Annotated in this window: 27 protein-coding genes; 23 read left to right on the top strand and 4 right to left on the bottom strand. The window is 72.3% G+C overall.

Annotated features, from left to right (window positions below; genetic code table 11):
• Window positions 1–41 precede the first annotated feature (41 nt).
• From OG254_RS17805 to OG254_RS17720, 18 genes are all read left to right on the top strand, one after another.
• Window positions 42–722 (top strand): antibiotic biosynthesis monooxygenase family protein, encoded by a 681-nt coding sequence (locus tag OG254_RS17805; RefSeq protein WP_405582889.1) that lies wholly within the window; start codon window positions 42–44, stop codon window positions 720–722.
• Between the two features lie 34 nt (window positions 723–756).
• Window positions 757–1,932, top strand: a complete 1,176-nt coding sequence (locus tag OG254_RS17800; RefSeq protein ID WP_351191793.1) for a nucleotide disphospho-sugar-binding domain-containing protein — start codon at window positions 757–759, stop codon at window positions 1,930–1,932.
• The gene (gene rfbB, locus OG254_RS17795) at window positions 1,929–2,918 is read left to right on the top strand and encodes a dTDP-glucose 4,6-dehydratase (RefSeq protein ID WP_405582887.1); all 990 of its coding nucleotides are present in this window, start codon (window positions 1,929–1,931) and stop codon (window positions 2,916–2,918) included. Before OG254_RS17800 ends, rfbB begins: the two co-directional genes overlap by 4 nt.
• 52 nt (window positions 2,919–2,970) lie before the next feature.
• Window positions 2,971–4,455, top strand: a complete 1,485-nt coding sequence (locus tag OG254_RS17790) for an FAD-dependent monooxygenase (RefSeq protein WP_405582885.1) — start codon at window positions 2,971–2,973, stop codon at window positions 4,453–4,455.
• 75 nt (window positions 4,456–4,530) lie between these two features.
• On the top strand, window positions 4,531–5,694 hold the full coding sequence (metK, locus tag OG254_RS17785; RefSeq protein ID WP_405582883.1) for a methionine adenosyltransferase: 1,164 nt from the start codon (window positions 4,531–4,533) through the stop codon (window positions 5,692–5,694).
• Window positions 5,694–6,710, top strand: coding sequence for a carbohydrate kinase family protein (locus OG254_RS17780; protein ID WP_405582881.1), 1,017 nt, complete (start codon window positions 5,694–5,696; stop codon window positions 6,708–6,710). Before metK ends, OG254_RS17780 begins: the two co-directional genes overlap by 1 nt.
• Window positions 6,707–7,828, top strand: a complete 1,122-nt coding sequence (locus OG254_RS17775; protein ID WP_405582879.1) for a DegT/DnrJ/EryC1/StrS family aminotransferase — start codon at window positions 6,707–6,709, stop codon at window positions 7,826–7,828. Before OG254_RS17780 ends, OG254_RS17775 begins: the two co-directional genes overlap by 4 nt.
• The gene (locus tag OG254_RS17770) at window positions 7,821–8,591 is read left to right on the top strand and encodes a class I SAM-dependent methyltransferase (RefSeq protein ID WP_351191782.1); all 771 of its coding nucleotides are present in this window, start codon (window positions 7,821–7,823) and stop codon (window positions 8,589–8,591) included. The genes OG254_RS17775 and OG254_RS17770 overlap by 8 nt, the downstream gene beginning before the upstream one ends.
• Window positions 8,588–9,199: a dTDP-4-dehydrorhamnose 3,5-epimerase family protein gene (locus OG254_RS17765; protein ID WP_405582876.1), complete on the top strand. Its 612-nt coding sequence runs from the start codon at window positions 8,588–8,590 to the stop codon at window positions 9,197–9,199. Before OG254_RS17770 ends, OG254_RS17765 begins: the two co-directional genes overlap by 4 nt.
• 11 nt (window positions 9,200–9,210) lie before the next feature.
• A complete protein-coding gene (locus OG254_RS17760; protein WP_405582874.1) occupies window positions 9,211–10,212 on the top strand; it encodes an NAD-dependent epimerase/dehydratase family protein in 1,002 nt (333 codons plus the stop codon).
• Window positions 10,209–11,606 (top strand): NDP-hexose 2,3-dehydratase family protein, encoded by a 1,398-nt coding sequence (locus tag OG254_RS17755; protein WP_405582873.1) that lies wholly within the window; start codon window positions 10,209–10,211, stop codon window positions 11,604–11,606. Before OG254_RS17760 ends, OG254_RS17755 begins: the two co-directional genes overlap by 4 nt.
• Before the next feature lie 20 nt (window positions 11,607–11,626).
• Window positions 11,627–12,517: an alpha/beta hydrolase gene (locus OG254_RS17750; RefSeq protein ID WP_405582871.1), complete on the top strand. Its 891-nt coding sequence runs from the start codon at window positions 11,627–11,629 to the stop codon at window positions 12,515–12,517.
• A 24-nt stretch (window positions 12,518–12,541) separates the two neighbouring features.
• Window positions 12,542–13,816, top strand: a complete 1,275-nt coding sequence (locus OG254_RS17745; RefSeq protein WP_405582869.1) for an MFS transporter — start codon at window positions 12,542–12,544, stop codon at window positions 13,814–13,816.
• Window positions 13,813–14,157 carry a phosphopantetheine-binding protein gene (locus OG254_RS17740; RefSeq protein WP_351191771.1) on the top strand — a complete coding sequence of 115 codons (345 nt, stop codon included), beginning with the start codon at window positions 13,813–13,815 and terminating at the stop codon, window positions 14,155–14,157. The genes OG254_RS17745 and OG254_RS17740 overlap by 4 nt, the downstream gene beginning before the upstream one ends.
• A complete protein-coding gene (locus OG254_RS17735) occupies window positions 14,154–14,960 on the top strand; it encodes a 4'-phosphopantetheinyl transferase family protein (RefSeq protein ID WP_405582867.1) in 807 nt (268 codons plus the stop codon). Before OG254_RS17740 ends, OG254_RS17735 begins: the two co-directional genes overlap by 4 nt.
• A gap of 1 nt (window position 14,961) precedes the next feature.
• Window positions 14,962–16,533, top strand: coding sequence for an acyl-CoA carboxylase subunit beta (locus OG254_RS17730; protein ID WP_405582865.1), 1,572 nt, complete (start codon window positions 14,962–14,964; stop codon window positions 16,531–16,533).
• Window positions 16,534–16,547: 14 nt separating this feature from the next.
• The gene (locus OG254_RS17725; protein WP_405582863.1) at window positions 16,548–16,769 is read left to right on the top strand and encodes an acyl-CoA carboxylase subunit epsilon; all 222 of its coding nucleotides are present in this window, start codon (window positions 16,548–16,550) and stop codon (window positions 16,767–16,769) included.
• Between the two features lie 27 nt (window positions 16,770–16,796).
• Entirely contained in the window at window positions 16,797–17,279 is a 483-nt protein-coding gene (locus OG254_RS17720) for a nuclear transport factor 2 family protein (protein WP_405582861.1), read from the top strand.
• A gap of 3 nt (window positions 17,280–17,282) precedes the next feature.
• Here the strand turns inward: OG254_RS17720 and OG254_RS17715 are convergent, their stop codons facing one another.
• Complete coding sequence (locus tag OG254_RS17715) at window positions 17,283–17,948, bottom strand: TetR/AcrR family transcriptional regulator (protein WP_351191761.1); 666 nt, start codon at window positions 17,946–17,948, stop codon at window positions 17,283–17,285.
• A 67-nt stretch (window positions 17,949–18,015) separates the two neighbouring features.
• Between OG254_RS17715 and OG254_RS17710 the strand changes: the two genes are divergently transcribed.
• The 5 genes from OG254_RS17710 (at window position 18,016) to metF (ending at window position 22,625) form a co-directional block, all read left to right on the top strand.
• Window positions 18,016–19,557 (top strand): MFS transporter, encoded by a 1,542-nt coding sequence (locus OG254_RS17710; RefSeq protein WP_405582858.1) that lies wholly within the window; start codon window positions 18,016–18,018, stop codon window positions 19,555–19,557.
• Window positions 19,558–19,562: 5 nt separating this feature from the next.
• Window positions 19,563–20,492, top strand: a complete 930-nt coding sequence (locus tag OG254_RS17705; RefSeq protein WP_405582856.1) for an aldo/keto reductase — start codon at window positions 19,563–19,565, stop codon at window positions 20,490–20,492.
• 51 nt (window positions 20,493–20,543) lie between these two features.
• Complete coding sequence (locus OG254_RS17700; protein WP_405582854.1) at window positions 20,544–21,149, top strand: NADPH-dependent FMN reductase; 606 nt, start codon at window positions 20,544–20,546, stop codon at window positions 21,147–21,149.
• A 116-nt stretch (window positions 21,150–21,265) separates the two neighbouring features.
• Window positions 21,266–21,616: a DoxX family protein gene (locus tag OG254_RS17695; protein ID WP_147993946.1), complete on the top strand. Its 351-nt coding sequence runs from the start codon at window positions 21,266–21,268 to the stop codon at window positions 21,614–21,616.
• An 85-nt stretch (window positions 21,617–21,701) separates the two neighbouring features.
• A complete protein-coding gene (metF, locus tag OG254_RS17690) occupies window positions 21,702–22,625 on the top strand; it encodes a methylenetetrahydrofolate reductase [NAD(P)H] (RefSeq protein WP_405582852.1) in 924 nt (307 codons plus the stop codon).
• A gap of 203 nt (window positions 22,626–22,828) precedes the next feature.
• Here the strand turns inward: metF and OG254_RS17685 are convergent, their stop codons facing one another.
• Genes OG254_RS17685 through OG254_RS17675 form a run of 3 tightly spaced genes read right to left on the bottom strand, consistent with a single transcriptional unit; the run spans window position 22,829 to window position 24,030 of the window.
• Complete coding sequence (locus tag OG254_RS17685) at window positions 22,829–23,410, bottom strand: hypothetical protein (RefSeq protein WP_405582850.1); 582 nt, start codon at window positions 23,408–23,410, stop codon at window positions 22,829–22,831.
• Between the two features lie 54 nt (window positions 23,411–23,464).
• Window positions 23,465–23,635 carry a hypothetical protein gene (locus OG254_RS17680; RefSeq protein WP_405582848.1) on the bottom strand — a complete coding sequence of 57 codons (171 nt, stop codon included), beginning with the start codon at window positions 23,633–23,635 and terminating at the stop codon, window positions 23,465–23,467.
• Between the two features lie 38 nt (window positions 23,636–23,673).
• Entirely contained in the window at window positions 23,674–24,030 is a 357-nt protein-coding gene (locus OG254_RS17675) for a PRC-barrel domain-containing protein (protein ID WP_405582846.1), read from the bottom strand.
• Between the last annotated feature and the right edge of the window lie 126 nt (window positions 24,031–24,156).

The following is a 24,156-nucleotide window of genomic DNA, read 5'->3' as shown; positions in this document are numbered from 1 at the left end:
CTTTCGATCAGATTTCGATCAGCGGAGAACTGCGGAGAATCATGCCTTTCATCTCGCCCGACGACGGCTACATGACCCTGTTCAACCTCTTCGACACCGAGGACCGGGAAAAGCAGGACCTGGTGCTCGAAGCCATGCGGAACATCGTCGACAACGCCGACTATCCCGGCTGGATCTCCTCCACCGTGCACGCAGGCCAGGACACCCCCGGCACCGCCAACTACATTCAGTGGCGCAGCGCCGAGGACCTGAAGGCGCGGTACCAGGGGGAGAAGTTCCGGACGAAGACCGTGCCGGAGTTCCACCGGCTCGCCACCACCGTGCAGCTGATCCAGACCGAGGCCGTCTTCGCCCAGCGGCACACCTCGCTCGGGGACGCCGCCGAGATCTCCACCGAGCGCGACGACTACACCGTGATCTTCGTACTGCGCTGCGAGCCGGAGAACCAGAAGGCCCTCGTCGACGCGCTCGCCAAGCCCGACGACTGGCTGCTGACGGTCCCCGGCTACCGCTCCCACACCTACTTCCGCGCCCTCGACGGCACCGCCCTCGTCAACTACGCGCAGTGGGACAGCAAGGAGACCTACGACGCCTTCCACACGCTGCCCGACGAGCAGCGGCCGCTGGAGGTCCAGAAGGGCCGGGTGCGCGCCCGTTCGCTGGCCACGTCGCGCTGGGCGAACACCTTCCGCGTCTGGCACTCGCGCTCCGCCGCGAGCTGACCACCCCCTGACCCGGACCGGAGAAGCCTCAGCCATGCGCTATCTGTTCACCACCATCCCGGGGGCCTCGCACATGCTGCCCCTGGTCCCGCTGGCCCACGCCGCCCTCGCCGCCGGGCACGACGTGCTCGTCGCCGCGAACGGCTCCGCGCGGACCACGGCGGCCTCGGCCGGGCTGCACACCGTCGCCACCGACGACGGCCGGTCCGTACGGCCGTACGACGATCTGGTCCGCCGGTTCACCGAGACCGACGTGAGCTGGAACCTCACCCCGGGTGAGGTGATCGAGCATGTCGCCGGGGTCTTCGCCGAGGTCGCGGGCGGCATGGCCGACGGCCTCGTCGACATCGCGAGGACCTGGAAGGCCGACGCCGTCGTCTACTGCCCGCCCGCCGTGGCCGGACTGCTCGCCGCCCGCGCCGTCGGCATCCCCGCCGTCCTGCACGGCATCGGCACCCGCCGGCCCACCTTCCGTCCCGCCCTGAACCGCCTCGCCCCCGTGGCCGAGCGCTTCGGCGTGACCGACCCGGCCGAGGCCGAGGTGGAGATCGACCTGAGCCCGCCCTCCCTGGAGACGATCCACCAGGACGCCCCGCACCAGGGCGGCGCCGCCCACACCCTGCCGATGCGCTACGCCCCCTACACCGGCGGCGCCGAACTGCCGGACTGGGCGCTGCGGCGCGGCGACAGGCCCAGGATCGCCGTCACGCTCGGCTCCCTGCGCGTCTTCTACAGCGACGGCGCCCACCTGCGCGACATCCTCAAGGGCACCGAGGAACTCGACGTCGAGGTCGTCCTCACCACCAGCGGCGCCGAACTGACCGCGCTGCCCTCGCCGTTGCCCGGCCATGTGCGCACGGTCGACTGGATGCCGCTGCGGGCACTCCTCGCCACCTGCGACGCGATCGTGCACCACGGCGGCATGGGCACCATGTACGCCGCCTTCGACGCCGCGGTGCCCCAGCTCGGCGTCCCCATGGCGCACGACGACGGCTGGGCCAACGCGCAGGTCCCGGTGGCCCGCGGCGCCGGCCTGATGCTGGAGGGCCGCAAGGCGACCGGCACCGACATCGCCGACGCGCTGCGCGAACTCCTCGGCGAGCCCCGCTACCGCCGGGCGAGCGAGGAGGTGGCCGCCGAGATGCGCGCCATGCCGACGCCCGCCGATGTCATGAGGCGGCTCCCCGAGTGGCTGGGGGCGGCGTCATGAGGATGCTGGTGACCGGGGGCGCCGGATTCATCGGCTCCCACTATGTGCGCTCGCTGCTCGCGGGCGCCTACGACGAGGGACGCGGCACCGCCGTCACCGTCCTCGACAAGCTGACGTACGCGGGCAACCGGGCCAACCTGCCCGCCGACGACCCCCGGCTGACGTTCGTCCACGGCGACATCTGCGACCGGGAGCTGCTGCTGGAGCTGCTGCCGGGGCACGACGCCGTCGTGCACTTCGCGGCCGAGTCCCACGTCGACCGGTCCGTCACCGGGGCCGCCGAGTTCGTGCGGACGAACGCGCTCGGCACCCAGACCGTGCTGGACGCCGCGCTGGAGACCGGGGTGGAGCGCGTCGTGCACGTCTCCACCGACGAGGTGTACGGCTCGATCGACGAGGGCTCCTGGACGGAGGAGTGGCCGCTGCTGCCCAACTCCCCGTACGCGGCGTCCAAGGCGAGCTCCGACCTCGTCGCCCGCTCCTACTGGCGCACCCACGGCCTCGACGTGTCGGTGACCCGCTGCTCCAACAACTACGGGCCCTACCAGCACCCCGAGAAGCTGATCCCGCTGTTCGTCACCAACCTCCTGCAGGGCATCGAGGTCCCGGTCTACGGCGACGGGCAGAACCGGCGCGAGTGGCTGCACGTCGACGACCACTGCCGCGCGATCCACCTGGTGCTGCTGCGCGGCGGGGCCGGCGAGATCTACAACGTGGGCAGCGGCAACGAGCTGACCAACCTGGCGCTGACCGAGCGGATCCTCACGCTCTGCGGGGCCGGCCGCTCGATGATCCGGCACGTCACCGACCGCAAGGGACACGACCTGCGGTACTCCCTCGACGACCGCAAGATCCGCGAGGAGCTCGGCTGGGCGCCCCGGACCTCCTTCGAGGACGGGCTGGCCGCGACGGTCGCCTGGTACCGGGACAACCCGCAGTGGTGGCGGCCCGTCCGGGACGCCGCGCGCCCGTCGGCCGCCGCCTGACGGCCGGTCACCCCACAGGCACTTCACACCACCCCAGACAGGAGGGACGTTCGTGGACGCGGACGTGATCATCGTCGGTGCCGGGCCCACCGGGCTGATGCTGGCCGGTGAGCTTCGCCTCGGCGGGGCGCGGGTCGTCGTGGCGGAGCTGCTCGACGAGCCCACCGGGCAGTCACGCGGCCTCGGCTTCACCGCCCGGGCCATGGAGGCCTTCGACCAGCGCGGCCTGCTGCCGAGGTTCGGCGGCCTGCAGACCAGCCCGCTCGGCCACTTCGGCGGCGTGCAGTTCGACTACACCGTGCTGGAGGACGCCCACTTCGGCGCCCGCGGCGTACCCCAGTCGCAGACCGAGGCCGTCCTGGAGGAGTGGGCCGGCGAGCTCGGCGCGGACATCCGGCGCGGCTCGGCGCTCACGGCCCTGACCGACCACGGCGACCACGTCGAGGTCACCCTCGCCGGCCCGCGGGGCGAGCAGCGGCTCACCGCCGGCTGGCTGGTCGGCTGCGACGGCGGGCACAGCGTCGTCCGAAAGGCCGCCGGGTTCGACTTCCCGGGGACCCCGGCCACCCGCGAGATGTACTTGGCCGACGTCGTCGGCTGCGGTCTCGAGCCCCGTTTCCTCGGTGAGAAGCTGCCGAACGGCATGGTGATGGCCGCCCCGCTCGCCGAGGGCGTGGACCGCATCATCGTCTGCCCGCACGGCACCCCGCCCCGCGACCGCACCGACCGGACCCTCTCCTTCGCCGAGGTCGCCGACGCCTGGCAGAACATCACCGGCGAGGACATCTCGCACGGCGGCGCCGAGTGGGTCAGCTCCTTCACCGACGCCACCCGCCAGGCCACCGAGTACCGGCGCGGCCGGGTGCTGCTCGCGGGCGACGCCGCGCACATCCACCTCCCGGCCGGCGGACAGGGCCTGAGCACCGGCGTGCAGGACGCGGTCAACCTGGGCTGGAAGCTGGCCGCCGAGGTGATCGGCCGCGCACCCGAGGGCCTGCTCGACACCTACCACGCCGAACGCCACCCGGTCGGCGAGCGCCTGCTGAGCAACACCCGCGCCCAGGGCATGGTCTTCCTCGGCGGCGAGGAGGCCGACCCGCTGCGCGAACTGCTCACCGAACTCATGGCGTACGACGACGTCAAACGCCATCTCGCGGGCTCGGTCAGCCACCTCGACCTCCGCTACGACCTCGGCACCGGCAGCCACCCCCTGCTGGGCCGCCGGCTGCCGCCCCGCACGCTGCGCACCACCGCCGGCGCGACGACGACCACGGCCGAACTGCTGCACCAGGCGCAGGGCGTGCTGCTCGACCTCGCCGACGACGCCGAGGTCCGCGGCGCCGCCGAGGGCTGGAAGGACCGCGTGGTCACGGTGACCGCGACCCTCGACGCCGCCGAGAAGCGCACCGACCCGTTCACCGGCGCCGCCGCCGTCCTCGTCCGGCCCGACGGCTACGTCGCCTGGACCTCCGCCGACGACGAGCGGGCGACGGCCGCGCTGGAGCGCTGGTTCGGCCCCGCGGAGGCCACCGGCTGACGCCCCGGCCCGGCCGTTCCCACTCAACGAAGGCCCATCGAAGGCCCACCAAAGGCCCACCGAAGGAAATTCCCCATGGCTGTACGCCTGTTCACCTCGGAGTCCGTCACCGAGGGCCATCCCGACAAGATCGCCGACCAGATCAGCGACACCGTCCTCGACGCGCTGCTGCGCGAGGACCCGACCTCCCGCGTCGCCGTCGAGACCCTCATCACCACCGGGCTCGTGCACATCGCGGGCGAGGTGACGACCACGGCGTACGCGCCCATCGCCCAGCTGGTCCGCGACAAGGTCCTGGAGATCGGCTACGACTCCTCGCAGAAGGGCTTCGACGGCGCCTCCTGCGGCGTGTCCGTCTCGATCGGCGCCCAGTCCCCGGACATCGCCCAGGGCGTCGACACCGGCGGTGCGGGCGACCAGGGCCTGATGTTCGGCTACGCCACGGACGAGACGCCCACGCTGATGCCGCTGCCGATCTTCCTGGCGCACCGCCTGTCCAAGCGCCTGTCGGAAGTCCGCCGGAACGGCACCATCCCCTACCTGCGCCCGGACGGAAAGACGCAGGTCACCATCGAGTACGACGGCGACCGCGCCGTACGCCTAGACACGGTGGTCGTCTCCTCCCAGCACGCGTCCGACATCGACCTGGACACCCTTCTCGCCCCCGACATCCGGGAGTTCGTGGTCGAGCCGGAGCTGAAGGCCCTGCTCGACGAGGGCATCAAGCTGGAGACCGACGGCTACCGCCTGCTGGTGAACCCGACCGGCCGCTTCGAGATCGGCGGTCCGATGGGTGACGCGGGGCTGACCGGCCGGAAGATCATCATCGACACGTACGGCGGCATGGCCCGCCACGGCGGCGGTGCCTTCTCCGGCAAGGACCCGTCCAAGGTGGACCGTTCGGCGGCGTACGCGATGCGCTGGGTCGCCAAGAACGTGGTCGCGGCGGGACTGGCATCGCGCTGCGAGGTGCAGGTGGCGTACGCGATCGGCAAGGCCGAGCCGGTCGGCCTGTTCGTCGAGACCTTCGGCACCGAGAAGGTCGGCGTGGCCAGGATCCAGGCCGCCATCACCGAGGTCTTCGACCTGCGCCCGGCCGCGATCATCCGGGACCTCGACCTGCTCCGCCCGATCTACGCCAAGACCGCCGCCTACGGTCACTTCGGCCGTGAGCTGCCCGAGTTCACCTGGGAGCGGACGGACCGCGTCGAGGCGCTGCGGAAGGCGGCCGGGGCCTGATGCGTATCGCCGTCACGGGCTCCATCGCCACCGACCATCTGCTGTCCTTCCCCGGCCGGTTCACCGAGCAGTTCGTCGCGGACCGGCTGGACCGGGTCTCCCTGTCCTTCCTCGCGGACAGCCTGGAGGTGCGCCGCGGGGGAGTGGCCGCCAACATCGCCCTCGGCCTGGCCCGGCTCGGGCTCACGCCGGTGCTGGTGGGCGCGGCCGGCCTGGACTTCGCGGAGTACGCGGACTGGCTGCGCGCCAACGGGGTCGCCACGGACGCCGTACTGGTCAGCGAGACCCTGCACACCGCTCGCTTCGTGTGCACGACCGACCTCGACCACAACCAGATCGCCACGTTCTACGCCGGCGCCATGGCGGAGGCCTCCCGCATCAGCCTCACCGACGTGGCCGAGCGCACCGGACGCCCCGACCTGGTGGTCGTCGGCCCGAACGACCCCGAGGCCATGCTCCGGCACACCGACGAGTGCCGGCAGCAGGGAGTCCCGTTCGCCGCCGACCCCTCCCAGCAGCTGGCCCGGCTCACCACCGGGCAGGTGCGCCAACTCGTCGACGGGGCACGGCTGTTGTTCACCAACGAGTACGAGGCCGCCCTTCTCCTGGAGCGCACCGGCTGGAGTGAGGACGAGGTGCTGCAGCGCACCGGCGCCTGGCTCGTCACCCGCGGCGCCGACGGCGTCGACATCGCCCGCACCGGCCGGGAGCGGCTGCACGTCGACGCCGTACCGACCGACCGGGCCGTCGACCCCACCGGAGTCGGCGACGCGTTCCGCGCGGGCTTCCTCGCCGGGACCGCCCGCGAGCTGGCTCCCGAGCCGGCCGCCCGGCTGGGCTGCGCGCTGGCCACCGTCGTGCTGGAGACGGTCGGCACCCAGGAGTACGCGCTGACCCCGGCCGATCTGCTCCGCCGTATCGAAGCCGCCTACGGCCCGGCCGCCGCCCGCGAGACCGGGCCCGGCCTCGGCCCCGACCGAACCCCGAGCAACTTCAAGCAGGAGGCGATCGCGTGACCACCCGAGTCTGGGACTATCTGCCGGAGTACGCAGTCGAGAAGGACGACATCCTGGACGCCGTACAGAAGGTGTTCGGGTCCGGTCAGCTGGTGCTCGGCGAGAGCGTCAAGGGCTTCGAGGCCGAGTTCGCCGCCTACCACGGGCTGCCGCACGCCACCGGCGTCGACAACGGCACCAACGCGCTCAAGCTCGCCCTTCAGGCGCTGGGCGTCGGCCCCGGCGACGAGGTCATCACGGTGTCCAACACGGCCGCCCCGACGATCGTCGCCATCGTCGGCGCCGGGGCCACGCCGGTGTTCGTGGACGTCCGCGAGGAGGACTTCCTCATCGACACCGAGCAGGTCGAGGCGGCCATCACCCCCCGCACCAAGGCGCTGCTGCCGGTCCATCTCTACGGCCAGAGCGTCGACATGGAGCCGCTGAAGCGCATCGCCGAGAAGCACGGCCTGAAGATCCTGGAGGACTGCGCCCAGTCGCACGGCGCCCGCCACCACGGCCGGCTCACCGGCACCATGGGCGACGCGGCGGCCTTCTCCTTCTACCCCACCAAGGTCCTCGGCGCCTACGGCGACGGCGGCGCGGTCGTCACCGCCGACGAGACGACCGACCAGGCCATGAAGCAGCTGCGCTACTACGGCATGGACAAGATCTACTACGTGGTGCGCTCGCCCGGCCACAACTCCCGCCTGGACGAGGTGCAGGCGGAGATCCTGCGCCGCAAGCTCACCCGCCTCGACGCCTATGTTGCCGGCCGTAACGCCGTCGCCCGCCGCTACGAGGAGCAGCTCGCCGACGTCACCGGGCCGGGCGGACTGCTGCTGCCGGCCACCAACCCCGGCAACACGCACGTCTACTACGTGTACGTCGTCCGCCACCCGAAGCGCGACGCGATCATCGAGGCGCTCAAGGCCTACGACATCCACCTCAACATCAGCTATCCGTGGCCGGTGCACACCATGTCCGGCTACGAGGACCTGGGCTGGGCCGAGGGCTCCCTGCCGGTCACCGAGAAGCTGGCCGGCGAGATCTTCTCGCTGCCGATGTACCCGTCCCTGTCCGAGGGCCTCCAGGACAAGGTCATCGGCGCGCTGCGGGAGGTACTGGCCCGTGTCTGAGGCAACCCGCACGGCGTCCGAGTCCCTCGGCATCTACGACGCCGGCGACATCTACGACGCGATCTACAACGGCCGCGGCAAGGACTACCGCGCCGAGTCCGCCGTCGTCGCCAAGCACATCCGCTCCCGCTTCCCGGCCGCCGCCTCACTGCTGGACGTCGGCTGCGGCACCGGCGGCCATCTCACCCACTTCGCCGCGGAGTTCGGGGACGTGCGCGGTATCGACCTGGCCGACGGCATGCTGGAGGTCGCCCGCCGCAACCATCCCGGCATCCCCGTCGAGCGCGCCGACATGCGCACCTTCCGGCTTCAGCGCCGCTTCGACGCGGTCGCCTGCCTCTTCGCGGCCATCGGCAACCTCACCGGCGAGGACGAACTGGCCGCCACTTTGCGGTCGTTCGCCCATCACCTCGCCCCGGGCGGCGTCGCCGTCCTCGAACCCTGGTGGTTCCCGGAGAACTTCACGCCGGACCACGTCGGCGCCAGCGTCGTCACCCACGGCGGCATGACCGTCGCCCGGGTCTCCCACACCGTCCTGCACGACACGGGCGACGCCAGCCGCATGGACGTGCACTACCTGGTCGGGAAGCCGGGGCAGGACGTCCGGCACTTCGACGACACCCATGTCATGGCCCTCTACAGCAGGGCCCAGTACGAGGCCGCGTTCACCGAGGCCGGGTTCACGGTCGAGTACGTCACCGGTGAGTACCCCGGCAACGGCCTCTTCGTCGGCGTCAAGCCCGTCAACCAGGAAGGCGAGTGAGCGCCGTGCAGGTGCACAAGCTCGGCATCGAGGGTGCCTTCGAGTTCACGCCCCCCGTCTACAAGGACGACCGCGGCCTGTTCTCCTCCCCGTACCAGCAGCCGGCGTTCGCCGAGGCGCTCGGCCGGCCGCTGTTTCCCGTCAAGGACATCAGCCACAACCTGTCCGCCCGCGGTGTGCTGCGCGGCATCCACTACACCGCCACCCCGCCCGGCCGGGCCAAGTACGTCTACTGCCCCTACGGCCGCGTCAAGGACTTCCTGATCGACCTGCGCGTGGGCTCGCCCACCTTCGGCCAGTGGGAGGCCACCGAGATCGGCGGTGACGACTGCCGCGCCCTGTACATCCCCGTCGGCGTAGGGCACGCCTTCCTGTCCCTGGCGGACGACTCGATGGTCGTCTACGTCATGTCCGAGGGCTACGTCCCCGAGAACGAGCGCGCCGTCACCCCGTTCGACCCCGAACTCGGCCTGCCGCTCCCCGAGGACCTGAAGGCCGCCCAGTCGCAGCGGGACCTGAGCGCACCCACCGTCGCCGAGGCCCGGGAGCGGGGCCTGCTGCCCACGTACCAGGCCTGCCAAGAGGTGGAGGCACAGCTGTGGCCGTGAACCCGTCGCCCGTGAACCCCCCGCTCGTGGTGCTGCTCGGCGCCACCGGATTCGTCGGCTCCGCGGTCCTGCGCGAACTCGCCCGGCGCCCGCTGCGCATCAGGGCCGTCTCCCGCCGTCCCGTACCCGTCCCCGCGGACGCCCGCGCCGACATCGAGGTGCGCGCCGCCGACCTCACCGCACCCGGCGCCGTCGCCGAGGCGGTCGAGGGAGCCGACGTGGTGATCCACACCGTGCTGTACAGCGCCGGCGCCACCACCTGGCGCGTCGAGGACGGCGACACCGCCGCCGAGCGCGTCAACGTCGGCCTGGTCCGCGACCTCGTCGAGGCCCTGCGCGAGCGCCGCAGCGCCGACGGCTCCCCGGTCACCGTGCTCTGGGCGGGCGCCGCCTCGCAGGCCGGTCCCCTGGACAAGGACGTCCTCGACGGCACCGAGACCGACCGGCCCAAGGGCGAGTACGACCGGCAGAAGCTCGCCGCCGAACGCCTGCTGCTGGCCGCCGACGCCGAGGGCGTGCTGCGCGGCGCCGCGATCCGGCTGCCCACCGTCTACGGCTACGGCCCCGAGTCCACCGCCCGCGACAAGGGCGTCGTCACCTTCATGACGCGCCGCGCCCTGTCCGGGGAGTCGATCACCATGTGGCACGACGGCACGGTCCGCCGCGACCTGCTCTACGTCGAGGACGTGGCCCGCGCCTTCGCCGCCGCCGTCGACCACCCGGAGGCGCTCGCCGGCCGGCACTGGCTGCTCGGCACCGGCCGCGGCGAGCCGCTCGGCGACGTCTTTAGGACCGTGGCCGCCCTGGTCGCCGAGCAGACGGGCAAGCCCGCCGTGCCGGTGGTCTCCGTGCCGCCGCCCGCGCACGCCGAGGCCGGCGACTTCCGCAGCGTCACCATCGACGCCTCGGCGTTTTGCACCGCCACCGGCTGGAGTCCCGCGACGCCGCTGGACGAGGCGCTGCGCCGCACGGTCACGTTCGTCGTCACGGGCGGCGAGGAGGCCCTGTCGTGACCGCACCCGTCGCCCCCTCCCTGCGCTCCCGCGCCGCCGAGGACCTGGCCACCCGCCTGGCCCGCTCGGCCGCCGCCACCGGCGCCGGGCACGCCCTGCGCACCGCCGACGTCGACGACTGGCTCGCCGGACGGTCCCGCGCCCACCGCTTCCGGGTCGAGCGCCGCCCGCTCGGCGAGCTCGACGGCTGGTCCTTCGCCGACGGCACCGGCAACCTGGTGCACCACACGGGGAAGTTCTTCAGCGTCGAAGGGCTGCACGTCACCCTGAGCGAGGGCTCGGTGCGCTCCTGGCAGCAGCCCATCATCCGGCAGCCCGAGGTCGGCATCCTCGGCATCCTCGCCAAGGAGTTCGACGGCATCCTGCACTTCCTGATGCAGGCCAAGATGGAGCCCGGCAACCGCAACATCCTCCAGCTGTCGCCGACCGTGCAGGCCACCCGGAGCAACTACTCCACCGTGCACCGGGGTTCGAGGGTGAAGTACCTGGAGTACTTCGCCGGAGCGGACCGCGCCCTGGTCCACGCGGACGTGCTCCAGTCCGAGCACGGCTCGTGGTTCTACCGCAAGGCCAACCGGAACATGCTCGTCGAGGTCGGCGCGGACACCGACGTCCCGCTCGACGACGACTTCTGCTGGCTCACCCTCGGACAGCTCGGCGAACTCCTGCGCCGCGACAACCTCGTCAACATGGACGCCCGTACGGTCATCGCCTGCTTCCCGCCGGTGCACACCTCCGCGGGCGCCCTGCTCACCGACGCCGAGCTGCAGTCCTGGTTCACCATCGAGCGCTCCCGGCACGACGTGGACATGCGGCGGATCCCGCTGAACGAGGTCGAGGGCTGGCGCCTCGGCGACGACGTGGTCGAGCGCCCCGACGGCCGCTACTTCCGGGTCGTCGGCGTCCGCGTCGAGGCCGGCAACCGCGAGGTCACCGGCTGGGACCAGCCACTGTTCGAGCCGACCGGCACCGGGGTCACCGCGTTCCTGTACCGCCGTATCGGCGGCGTGCCGCACCTGCTGGTCAACGCCAAGGTGGAGGCCGGGTTCCTGGACACCGTGGAACTCGCGCCGACCGTGCAGGCCAACCCCGGCAACTGGGAGCACCTGCCGCCCGCCGACCGCCCGCCGTTCCTGGACCTGGCGCTCGACGCCCCCGCCGATCGCGTCCGCTACGCGGCGATCCACTCGGAGGAGGGCGGCAGGTTCCTCAACGCCGAGAGCCGTTACCTCTTCATCGAGACCGACGACTCCCAGACCCCGTCGGCCCCGCCCGCCGGCTACCAGTGGGCCACCCCGGCCCAGCTGGGCGCGCTGACCGCCCACGGGCACTACGTCAACGTCCAGGCCCGCACCCTGCTGTCCTGCATCGACGCCGGCGCCGTGCAGCTGTGACGCCGACCCACGGGGGACGCATGACCGTCATCAGCCCGGCCACCACCCCCGGCATCCGCCGGATCACCCTCGACGCGGCCGGGCTCACCCTGTCCGCGCTGCTCGCCGAGCCCGCGCAGGGCGCCCCGCGCGCCACCGTCGTCGCCCTGCACGGCGGCGGCATGAGCGCCGGCTACTTCGACGGCCGCTCGCACCCGGGCCAGTCCCTGCTCGCCCTGGGCGCCCGTCTCGGCTACACGGTCCTCGCCGTGGACCGGCCGGGCTACGGCGCCTCCGCCGCCGTACTGCCCGACGGCCAGCGCCTGTCCGAGCAGGCGGACGCCCTGCACGCCGCCCTCGACGACCACGCCCTGCGGTACGACACCGGCGCGGGACTGTTCCTGCTCGCCCACTCCTACGGCGGCAAACTCGCCCTCACCGCGGCCGCCGGGGAGCGGGGCGGCGGCCTGCTCGGCCTGGACGTCTCCGGGCTCGGGCACCGCTACGCCGTGGCGCCGCGCGAGCTGCCCGACGAGCGCGGCCACGGCCACTGGAGCCGCAACTGGGGCAAGCTGCGCCTGTATCCGCCGGGCACCTTCCGCGACAGCGACACGCTGGTCGCCCCCATGCCCGTGCGGGAGCGGGAGGAGGCGCTGCGCTGGCCTCAGACGTTCGCGTCGCTGGCCGGGCGGATCCGCGTCCCGGTGCGGCTGACCTTCGCCGAGTACGAGGCATGGTGGCGGCACGACGACGACACCCTCGCGGCGCTGCGGGCGGAGTTCGGCGGCGCGCCGCGCGTCGTCGTCGACCGGCTGCCCGGCGCCGGGCACAACATCAGCCTCGGCTGGGCCGCCCGCTCCTACCATCTGCGCGCCCTCGGCTTCCTGGAGGAGTGTCTCGCCCAGCGCGAGTGCGCCCCGACCGGGCGCTGACCCGCGATGCCCACCATGTTCGGCATGACTCTCCCCAGCGGCCTGCGCTCCCTGTCCGTGCGCAACTTCCGCCTCTTCGCCGCCGGTCAGCTCGTCTCCGTCGCGGGCACCTGGATGATGGTCGTGGCGCAGGACTGGCTGGTGCTGTCCCTGACCGGGGACTCCGCCGCAGCCCTCGCCACCGTGACGGCACTGCAGTTCACGCCGCTGATGCTGTTCACCCTGTACGGCGGCCGGCTCGCCGACCGGCACGACAAGCGGCGCCTGCTCGTGTGGGCCAACACCGCCTCCGGCGCCCTGGCCCTGACGCTGGCGCTCCTCGACCTGACCGGCGCCGCCCGCCTCTGGCACGTCTACCTCTTTGCGCTCGCCCTCGGCACCGTCAACGCCGTCGAGGTGCCCGCCCGGATGTCCTTCGTCAGTGAACTCGTCGGCGCGGAACTGCTGCCGAACGCCTCCGCGCTGAGCGCCGCGTACTTCAACGTCGCCCGGGTCGCCGGTCCCGCCCTCGCGGGCCTGTTGATCGGCGCGTCCGGCACCGGGTGGGTGATGCTGCTGAACGCGGCGAGCTACGCCGGGACCGTGGTGGGGCTGCGCCTGATGCGGACGTCGGAGCTGCACCGGTCGGGGCGGGCGGCCGTGAAGGGCGGGGTGGCCGACGGGCTGCGGTATGTGACAGGGCGTCCGGACCTGCTTCTTCCGGTCGCGCTGATCGCGGTCGTCGGGTTGTTCGGCCTCAACTTCCAGCTGCTGCTGCCCCTGCTCGCCAAGACCGTCTTCCACGCCGACGCCGCCTCCTTCGGCCTGCTCACCACGGCGTTCGCCGCCGGCTCCCTGCTCGCCGCACTGGTCGGCACGGGACGCCGCGCGCGCCCGCCGGCCCGTACGGTCGTCCTCTCCGCGCTCGCCTTCGGGGCCCTGGAGACGACGGCGGCGTGGGCCCCCGACTTCGGGTCGGCGCTGGCCTTGCTGGCCCTCACCGGTTTCGCCTCCCTGTACTTCGCGCAGGCCGCCAACCACCGCATCCAGCTGGGCAGCGACCCCGACTACCGGGGCCGGGTGATGGCCCTCTACACCCTGATCCTCCAGGGATCGACCCCGCTGGGCGCCCTGCTCATCGGCTGGCTCGCCCAGCAACTGGGCGCACGCGCCGGGCTGTTGGCCGGCGGTCTGGTGTCGGTGGCGGCGGCGGTGGTGGCGCTGGCCGTGGAGCGGCGGGGGAGCGGCTCCCCCGGCGGGGAAGCGGACGGCGGGCCGTCCCACGCGCCCACGCACTCCACGAAAGGCGGTACGCCATGACACCGAGACCCGCCGCAGCGGCGCCGCGGCACCCTTCCCCGCTGTCCGTCCTGCCCAGCCCCACCGCATTGCGCGCCATGCCCGCCGACACCCGCGTACGCACCCTGGAGACCTGCCTGCGCCGCGAGCTGGAGCTCCGTCTGCGCGTCCCGCCCGCCCACCGCCTCAGCGCCGCCCGCCCCCTGCGCCGCCAGGGCGTCCACCCGCTGCTGGCCCTCCAGCTCCAGCGGGCCCTGAAGCGCGAACTCGGCATCGAGATACCGGCCGACCTGCTGTACGAGGGGACGCTCGGCGAGGCGGCCGCCGGGCTGGCGGCGGGGCTCGCCGGCGGTAGCCCATGACGGTCCCCCGCGCCTCCCTCGCCCCAGGGGAACTGCACCTGTGGGCCCTGCGCCCACCCACCGATGACGAGGAACCGGAGGCGGTCTCCGAGCTCGACGCCGAGGAACGACGGCGGGCCGCCGGCTTCCTGCGGCCCGACGCCCGGCTGGACTATCTGCACGCGCACATCGTGCTGCGCCGGCTGCTGTCGGCGTACACCGGGACCGCCCCCGGCCTGCTCCGGCTGCGCCGGGCCCCGTGCCCGTACTGCGGCGGCCCGCACGGTCGTCCCGTCCTGCCCGGACCGCTGCACTTCTCCCTGTCCCACAGCCACGGCCTCGTCCTGTACGGCGTGGCCGCGCGCCCGGTCGGCGTGGACGTCCAACGCGTGCCCACCGCACCCACGGTGGAGGTGTGCCTGCCCCGGCTGCACCCGGCGGAGCGGGACGAGGTGCTGCGGGCGCCCGAGGAGCGGCGGCCGAGGGTCTTCGCGCAGCTGTGGAGCCGCAAGGAGGCGTACCTCAAGGGCCTGGGCACGGGACTGAGTCACGGCGTCGGCGACGACTACCTCGGCGTCCACGCGAGCGCCGGCGGACACCGCGCACCGGACGGCTGGCTCGTGGCCGACCTGCACGGCTGCCCCGACCACGTGGCCGCCCTCGCCGTCGCGGCGACGACCGGCCACCGGGCCGTACTCCACGAACTCCCGGACCGGATCGCGCGGTTGCCGCGACGGGAGGCCGCCGAGGAGATCGCCGCCGCGCGGCCGGTCCTGTCCATGGCCCTGCCGGCGCGCACACCGACACCGACACACGAGGAGTGACATGGGGGAGAGCAGCACGGCGATCAGCACGACCGGCCGCGTCGAGGAACTCGGCCACATCAAGGAACAGGCCCGCCAGGGCCCCGACCCGAAGGCCACCGAACGGCAGCACGCCAAGGGCAAGCTGACCGCCCGGGAACGCATCGGACTCCTGCTGGACAAGGGCAGTTTCACGGAGGTCGAGCCGCTGCGCCGGCACCGCGCCGCCGGCTTCGGACTGGAGGCCAAACGGCCGTACACGGACGGGGTGGTGACCGGCTGGGGCACCGTCGACGGCCGTACCGTCTTCGTCTACGCCCATGACTTCCGGATCTTCGGCGGCGCCCTCGGCGAGGCCCACGCCCAGAAGATCCACAAGCTGATGGACATGGCGCTGGCCGCCGGCGCCCCGCTGGTCTCCCTCAACGACGGCGCCGGCGCCCGGATCCAGGAGGGAGTGTCCGCGCTCGCCGGCTACGGCGGCATCTTCCGCCGCAACACCAGGGCCTCCGGCGTGATCCCGCAGATCTCGGTCATGCTCGGCCCCTGCGCGGGCGGTGCCGCCTACTCGCCCGCGCTGACCGATTTCGTCTTCGCCGTGCGGGACATCTCCCAGATGTTCATCACCGGCCCCGACGTCGTCCAGGCCGTGACCGGCGAGCAGGTGACGCAGAACGAACTCGGCGGCGCCGACGTGCACGCCGGTGTCTCCGGCGTCGCGCACTTCGTCTACGACGACGAGGAGCACTGCCTGGCCGAGGTGCGCTATCTGCTGTCCCTGCTGCCTTCCAACAACCGCGAACTGCCGCCCACCGTGCGCGGCGCCGACCCGGTCGACCGGGCCGGGGACAGCCTGCTCGACCTGGTCCCCGCGGACGGCAACCGCTCGTACGACATCCGCGCGGTGATCGAGGAACTCGTCGACGACGGCGAGTACATGGAGGTGCACGCCGGCTGGGCGACCAACCTCGTGTGCGCGCTGGCCCGCCTCGACGGCCATGTCGTCGGCATCGTCGCCAACCAGCCCGCCTCGATGGCGGGAGTGCTGGACATCAGGGCCAGCGAGAAGGGCGCGCGGTTCGTGCAGTTCTGCGACTCCTTCAACATCCCGCTGGTCACCCTGGTCGACGTGCCGGGCTTCCTGCCGGGCGTCGACCAGGAGCACGACGGCATCATCCGGCGCGGCGCCAAGCTGCTGTACGCGTACTGCAACGCGACCGTGCCCCGCGTCTCGGTGGTGCTGCGCAAGGCGTACGGCGGCGCCTACATCGTCATGGACTCCCGGTCCATCGGCGCGGACATCGCCCTTGCCTGGCCCACCAACGAGATCGCGGTGATGGGCGCCGAGGGCGCCGCGGGCGTCGTCTTCCGCCGGGAGATCGCCGCCGCCGAGGACCCCGAGGCGATGCGCCGCCGGAAGATCGAGGAGTACCGCACCGAGCTGGTCCACCCCTACTACGCCGCCGAACGCGGCCTGGTCGACGACGTGATCGACCCCCGCGAGACCCGCTCGGTGCTCTGCCGGGCGATCACCATGCTGGCCGGCAAGGACGCCGACCTGCCCCGCCGCAAGCACGGAAACCCGCCGCAGTGACAGGGGACGAAGCCATGAGCCCGAGCACTCCCACCCAGCTCTTCCGCGTCGAGAAGGGCAGCCCCGACCCCGAGGAACTGGCCGCGCTCACCGCGGTCCTGCTGTCCCGTACGGCCGCCGCCGGCGCCGAGCCCGACGACCTGTCCCGCCGCCACCGCGCCGTGGCCCGCTGGCGCCGCCCGGAACGCGCCCAGGGCTTCGCCGGCCCCCGCGGCTGGCGCGGCGCCGGCCACTGAACCGACCCTTCGAGCACAGGAGCAGCCATGACCACCCTTGACGAGTTGGCGCGGATCGGCGCCCAGGTTCGTACCCTCGCCGACCGCGCCGCGATCACCGAGCTGTGCGACCGCTACGTCCACCACCTGGACGCCGACCGGCACAACGACACCTGGTTCGACTCGGTGTTCACCGCCGACGTCCGGCTCACCTTCCCGTTCGGCGAGTACAAGGGCTTCGAGGGCCTCGCGGGCTTCCAGCAGATGGCCCGCACGACCTTCGAGCGCACGCACCATCTCGCCGGGAACTACAAGGTCGACCTCTACCCCGAGGGCGACGAGGACGCCGCACGCGTGCGTGCCCATCTGATGGCGGTGCACGTGCGGCAGCGGGAGGAGCCGGCCGCGCACTTCGACATCGGGGGGCACTACGACGCCGAGGTGGCGCGCACCCCGGCCGGCTGGCGCATCCGGCGGTTCACCTTCGACCTGGTGTGGAACGCGGGGCAGGGCCCGAACACCGGGCACTGAGGCTCAGCGCGCGCCCCGGGGCAGATAGCCGTACAGGAAGGCGTGGACGCCCGCCGCCGCGATGTCGTGCGTCTCGGCGTCGGACAGCGCGTCCACGCCTGCCCGGTCCCGGCCCCAGGTGTTGGTGACCAGGACGACGAAGTGCTGGGCGGCGAGTTCGGAGTCCTGTACCTGCAGCAGGCCGCGCTCGGCGAGCCGGGCCATCCGGGCGGCGAGCGTGCGCTGCACCCGCAGCGGGCCGGCCTTCTGCCAGGCGTCGTGCAGGTCGCCGGGGAAGTTCTCGCCCTCGGCGTTGATCCGGGCGACGATCGCGAAGTGGTCGGTGAACTCCGGGCGCGGCCGCACCCAGTCCATGGCGAGGGCCACCAGGTCGGCCTCCAGACCGGCCGGGCTCGACGTCCCGCCGAGACATCGCTCGATCATCGCCTCGTGGGCGGCGGCCACCTGCTCCGAGCTCTCGATCAGCACGGTGGCGAACAGCTGTTCCTTGTTCTCGAAGTGGTTGTAGATCGTGCGCGTCGACACCGACGCCTCGCCGGCGATCATGTCGATGCTCGCGCCCTGGTAGCCGACCCGGCCGAACACCTTCCGGGAGGCGTCGAGGATGGCCCGCCGCTTCTCCGGGAACCCCTTGCGCGGCCTGTTCTGCCCGCTGTCTGCACTGGCCATCGTGGCACCTCCTGGTCGATTACAACGACCACTTTACACAGTGCAATGCACGTTGTACTTTACCTTCATGAGCGCTTCGCAGAAGCTCGACCAGGCCGGGGTGCCGTCCGGCCCCGGATCCCCTCCGGACTCGGGCAGCCGTGTCAGAGCCACGCTGACCCTGGGGTCCGTGCTCCTCGGCTATCTGATCGTTCCGATGGCGATGTCCGGCACGAGCGTCGCGCTCCCGCGCATCGCCGCCGACCTGGGCGGCAGCGGTGGCGCCCTGCAGTGGGTGGTCACCGGGTACTTCCTGGCCGCCTCCTGTCTGATGCTGATCGCGGGCTCCCTCGGCGACCTCTTCGGCCGGCGCCGGATCTTCGCCATCGGGGCGGTGCTCTACGTCGCCAGCACGGCCGCCGCCGCGTTCGCCCCGCACGTGCTGGTGCTGGACGCGGCCCGGACCCTGTCCGGCGTGGGCGCGGCCGGTGTCATGGCCGGCGGCGGCGCCATCCTGGGCAGCAGCTTCGAGGGACCCGCCCGCACCCGTGCCTTCGCCATGGTCGGGACCACGGTCGGCGTCGGCCTCGCCTTCGGCCCCACCTTCGCGGGCTGGCTGGTCAGCGCCCTCGGCTGGCGTGCGATGTTCGGCGCCTTCGCCGGCGTCGGCCTCCTGCTGGTGGCCGGCACCCTGGTCCTGAAGGAGTCCGCCGCCGAGCACCGGCCCAGGTTCGACCTGCCCGGCACCATCGCCTTCGTCCTCGGCATCATCGGCCTGATGTACGGCACCAACCAGGTGGCGTCGGCGGGCTGGACCAGCCCGAGGGTGCTCGTCTTCCTGGGCGCGGGCCTGCTCATGCTCGCGGTCTTCGTCGCCGTGGAACGCCGCACCGAACACCCGGTCCTGGACCTGGCCCTGCTGCGCGGCGGCCCCTTCACCGGCTGGCTGCTCGCCGCCCTGACCACGGCCGTCGGCACCGTCGGCGTGCTGGTCTACCTGCCGACCTACCTCCAGGGCGCGGGCGACTTCTCCGCCGGGGACGCGGGCACCCTGATGCTGGCGATGACCCTGCCGGTCCTGGCGGTGCCCCCGCTGACCGGAAAACTCGTGAACCAGGGCGTGTCCGCCCGGCTCCTCATCACCCTGGCCATCGCCCTGATCGCCGGCGGCAACGCCTGGATGACCGTGCTCGCCCCGGGCTCCGGCGCCGTACAACTCGTCGGCCCGCTCCTGCTGATCGGCGTCGGCAACGGCCTGGCCGCCGCGCTCATCGACGCCCAGGCCATGGAGCACGTCGCCCCCGACCGCATCGGCATGGCCTCCGGCCTGCTCAACACCGCCCGCGGCGGCGCCAACGCGCTCGTCCTCGCGGTCTTCGGCGCCGCCCTGATCAGCCTGATGCAGTCCGAGGTCGGCGGCCGCGAACGGGCCGGCCGGGTGGCCGCGGGCGACCTCGGCGGCGAGTCCCACGCCTTCCTGGCCGAGCAGTACACCGACGCCTGGCACCTCGTGATGTGGGTGGTGGCGGCCCTGTGCGCCCTGTCCGCCCTGGTGATCAACCACCTGGTCGGCAAGACCGCCCGCACCACGGCGCACCCCGCCGCGGCCGCCGTACCGGACAAGGGATGACAGGGATGCGTACGACACTCCCCACCACCCCCATGGGCAGCACCGGCCTCAGGGTCCCCGTCCAGGGACTCGGCTGCATGCGGATGACCGAACCGGCCACGTCGACCGGCCCGTCCGAGGCCGCCGCCGTCATCAACCACGCGCTGGACCTCGGCGCCACGATGATCGACACCTCCGACATGTACGGCCGCGGCCGCAATGAGGAGATGGTCGGCCGGGCCGTCCGTCACCGCCGCGACGAGGCCGTGCTGTGCACGAGGTTCGGCGTGGTCTTCGGCCCCGGCGACAGCTGGTCGATGCGCGGCGACGCACCTTTCGTACGGTCGTCCTGCGAGGCCAGCCTGAAGCGCCTCGGCACGGATGTCATCGACCTCTACTACCTCGCGCGTCCGCAGGTGAACGTGCCGCTGGAGGAGACCATCGGCGCCATGGCCGACCTGGTCGCCGAGGGCAAGGTGCGCCACATCGGGCTCAGCGAGGTCAGCGGCGAGGAACTGCGCCGCGCCCACGCCGTGCACCCCGTCTCCGCCGTGCAGTCGGAGTGGTCGCTGGGCGCCCGCCGGATCGAGGCGATGGTGCCGGTCTGCGCCGAACTCGGCGTCGGCGTGGTGCCGTTCTCGCCCAACGGACGCGGGCTGCTCAGCGCCCGGGGCGACCGCTCGGCGCAGATCGCCCGGGTGGCCCGCACCTTCCCCGGCCGGGAGGACCTGCCCGGCGTACTGCGCGACATCGCGGCCGAGCGCGGTGTGCGGCCCGGCCAGATCGCGCTGGCCTGGGTGCATCACCGGGCCCGGGTCTGGGGGATCCCCGTCACCCCGATCCCCGGCACCCGGCGCCTGGACCACCTGGAGGAGAACGTCGCCGCGGCGGGCATCGCCCTCGCCGACGGCGAACTGGCCCGGCTCGACGCCGTGTCGCTCGATGGAAGCCCTTAGAAAGCCCTTGGAAAGCCCTTTTGAAAGCCCTTGATGAAGGAGCAACGCCGCATGTCCACGAACACCCTGAAGCTCGCCGTCATACTCGGCTCGGTCCGCGAGGGCCGGTTCGGTGAGGTCGTGACGAACTGGTTCGCCGGTCTGGCCAAGGAGCACAGCGCCTTCGACGTCGAGGTCGTCGACCTCTCCGAGACGGAGCTGCCGCTCGTCCTTCCGGCGACGCCGCCCGCCATGGCGACCGAGGAGCTCCGCCCCGCCGAGATGCTCCCGCTCTCCGCGAAGCTGGCCGCGGCCGACGCGTTCGTCGTGGTCACCCCCGAGTACAACCACAGCTTCCCGGCCTCCCTGAAGGCGCTCATCGACTGGCACTTCACCGAGTGGCAGGCCAAGCCGGTCGGCTTCGTCTCCTACGGCGCCCAGAGCGGCGGCCTGCGCGCCGTCGAGCAGCTGCGCCAGGTCTTCGCCGAGATGCACGCCGTCACCATCCGCGACGGGCTGGCCTTCCCGTTCTACTGGGAGGCGTTCGGCGAGGACGGCACCCCGAATGACACCGAGGGCACGAACGGCGCCCTCAAGGTGATGCTCGACGAACTCGCCTGGTGGGGCAACGCGTTGCACGAGGCCCGCGCCAAGTCCCCCTACAACCCCGAGGCCTGACACGGCGGGGGCGGGGGAGGCCACGAGGCCCGGCAGCACAGGGCAAGAACTTCCCCCTCCCCTCCCCTCCCCTTTGCTCCGCTCCGCTCGCCACTCCAACTTCCCCGGAGAAAGTCATGTTCATCGCATACATCGTGCTGGCCGTCGTGGTGTCGTTCCTGCTGGTGTTCTCCGGCCGCAGCATGCTGGTCAAGGACAAGGACATCGTGGAGACGCTGACCCGGCTCGGCGTCCCGAGCAGCTGGTACACCATGCTGGCGCTGCTGAAGTTCGCCGGCGCCGCGGGCCTGCTGATCGGCATCTTCTACCGGCCGCTGGGCATCGCCGCCGCCATCGGCGTGGTGCTCTTCTTCATCGGCGCGGTCATCTCGCACCTGCGCGTCAAGGACGTCAAGGGCGTTCCGGTGCCCATCGTCCTGGTGCTGGTGTCGGCCGCCCCGCTGGTGCTGGGTCTCGCCACGCTGTGACGGCGCGCGTCGGATGCGCGCCCGCTCCTCGGCCCGTACGGACTCCCCGTACGGGCCGGACTCACCAGTCCCCCGAGGAAGAAGCATGACGACGACTCTGCCGACTCCGCAGACTCTGCGCGAGGTGCTCGCCCGCGACCTCGCGGCCGGCACGCCCACGTTCTCCTTCGAGTTCTTCGCCCCGAAGACCGAGTCCGGCACCCGCAGCCTGTGGGACGCCGTACGCCGGATCGAGCCGCTGTCACCGACCTTCGTGTCGGTCACCTACGGGGCGGGAGGCTCCTCGAAGGACCGCACGGTCGAGGTGACCGGCCGGATCTCGACCCAGACCACGCTGCGGCCGGTCGCCCATCTGACCGCCGTGGACCACAGCGTGGCCGAACTGCGGCACATCATCGGCCAGTACGCGGACGCCGGAGTCCGGGACGTCCTCGTCCTGCGCGGCGACCCGCCCGGCGACCCGAACGGCCCCTGGATCCCGCACCCCGAGGGCTTCACCCACGCCCACGAACTGGTCTCCCTGGTACGGGACATCAGCGACTTCAGCATCGGCGTCGCGGCGTTCCCCGAGCGCCATCCACGCTCACCGGACTGGGAGAGCGACATCCGGCACTTCGTCGCCAAGTGCCGGGCCGGGGCGGACTACGCGATCACGCAGATGTTCTTCGACGCGGAGGACTACCTGCGCCTGCGGGACCGGGTGGCGGCGGCGGGCTGTACGACCCCGGTCATCCCGGAGATCATGCCGGCCACGGACGTACGCCAGATCCGCCGCTTCGCCCAGCTCAGCAACGCATCCTTCCCCGAGGACCTGGCCCAGCGCCTCGACGCGGCCCGCGACGACCCGGCCGAGGGCCACCGCATCGGCGTGGCCCACGCCACGGAGATGGCCGGCCGGCTGCTGGCCGAGGGCGCTCCGGGCCTGCACTACATCACCCTGAACCGCTCGCCGGCGGCGTTCGAGATCCATCGGAACCTGGGGCTGACGCCGACGCCTGTGGCGGCGTAGGCGGGGCGCCGGAGGGCAGGGGGCGATCGGGGAGATCGGCTGAAGCGGGCGCTCCGGCCCTCGGCCCTCAGCCCTCGCCCCGGATCAGGAGCGACCGCTCTCCGGCTCCGGTGTCCGCGTTCCGGGCGGCGTGGACGGCGCATCGTCCTCCAGATCGCCGCGCAGGGCGGCGATGGTGAAGCCCGTCATGCAGGCGAGGAGGATCAGCGCGAGCGCCCCCAGACCGCCGGTATCGCCCAGATCGGCCAGTCGTTCGCCGACTGCGCCCAGAGCGTCAGTAGGGCGGCGCCGCCGATGCCGACGCCGTGCCAGCGCACCACGGTCGCCGCGGTGGTGTGACGCCGGTTGCCCCGCGCGAGAAGGGACCACAGCCGTCCCGCGAGCGCCGTCAGGCCGATCGGGATGCTGGCGAGCGCGCCGCCAAGACGGTCCGCGGGCCACCCCACGGGGCCGACGGACGTCTGCTGCCGCCGCCCGTCGGCGTCCCGTACCTCGACGATCTGCCCGTGCCGGATCACTCCGACGACCTTGTCGTCCGGCTCCATCTCGGACAGCACCGGACCGGTCTGCCGGAACGTCACGTCCCATGCTTCGGCGGACGCCGGCACCAGCTCGGCCTCCGGCTGCTCGTGCCGGTCACGGCGGTTCATATCCGCCTTCCGGACCGTGAATTCCTGCTCCCACAGGCACCCCGACGCCGTCACCGGGACCGAGGCACATGCCGGCGCCGCACGGAACTCCCGCTCCCGCTCCAGCGCCGCGCCGACCTGTTGGGCCGACGACACCTCGGGAACGGTCCCACTGGCCTGGGCTTCCACGGAGTAACAGGGTGCCGTTCGTTATCGGACGGGGCGGTGACCGGTGCGCTGGGACCAGCGGACGGCGATGAGACCCAGCGCAGCTACAAGGATCACGATGCCGATGATCAGCAGGTAGCCCAGCCCTTCTGCGGCCACTCCGATGATTCCCAGCACAACGGCGACCAGAAGGAGAAACAGAAAGAGGGCCATGACGCGTACGCCTCCCTTGGGTGGCTGAGCGCGGGCGATCAGCGGCGCGCGAGTTGCCGCTCGCCGCGTGCGCCCGTCTGGTAGGGCATGTCGTAGTGCTGGAAGATCGCTTCCTCTGACTCGGCGGGCAGGATGTCGTCCATGCCGACCGAGGGTGCCTTCTTCACCAGCGTCTTGGTGTAGGAGACCTTGACATAGTCCGGTCCGAGGGTCGCCTCGTCGAGGGGGACGAAGGCCAGGTGGTGGCGGGTGGGGAGTCCGGTACGGACCGTGGCCATAGTCGGTTCGTCGGTGGTGGTGTCGACGTACACCGCTTCGAGCACGCCGATCTTGTGGCCCTTCGGGTCGACGACGCTGTGGTTGCGCCACTCACGGATATCGGCTGAATGGATCATGGCCTGCCTCCTGAGCCGTTGATCCGGGCCGGTACGAGCCGCCCCCTCGGGCAGTCGCAGCCCGCTGAGCCCGGTAGCCCTTTGTTCTTCCAGGTTATCCGGGCATCTCTGCGTCGCGCCCTCCCG

This window comes from Streptomyces sp. NBC_01092 (genome assembly GCF_045039535.1).
Classification (GTDB): domain Bacteria; phylum Actinomycetota; class Actinomycetes; order Streptomycetales; family Streptomycetaceae; genus Streptomyces.
This window is presented reverse-complemented; position numbering and strand designations above follow the sequence as displayed.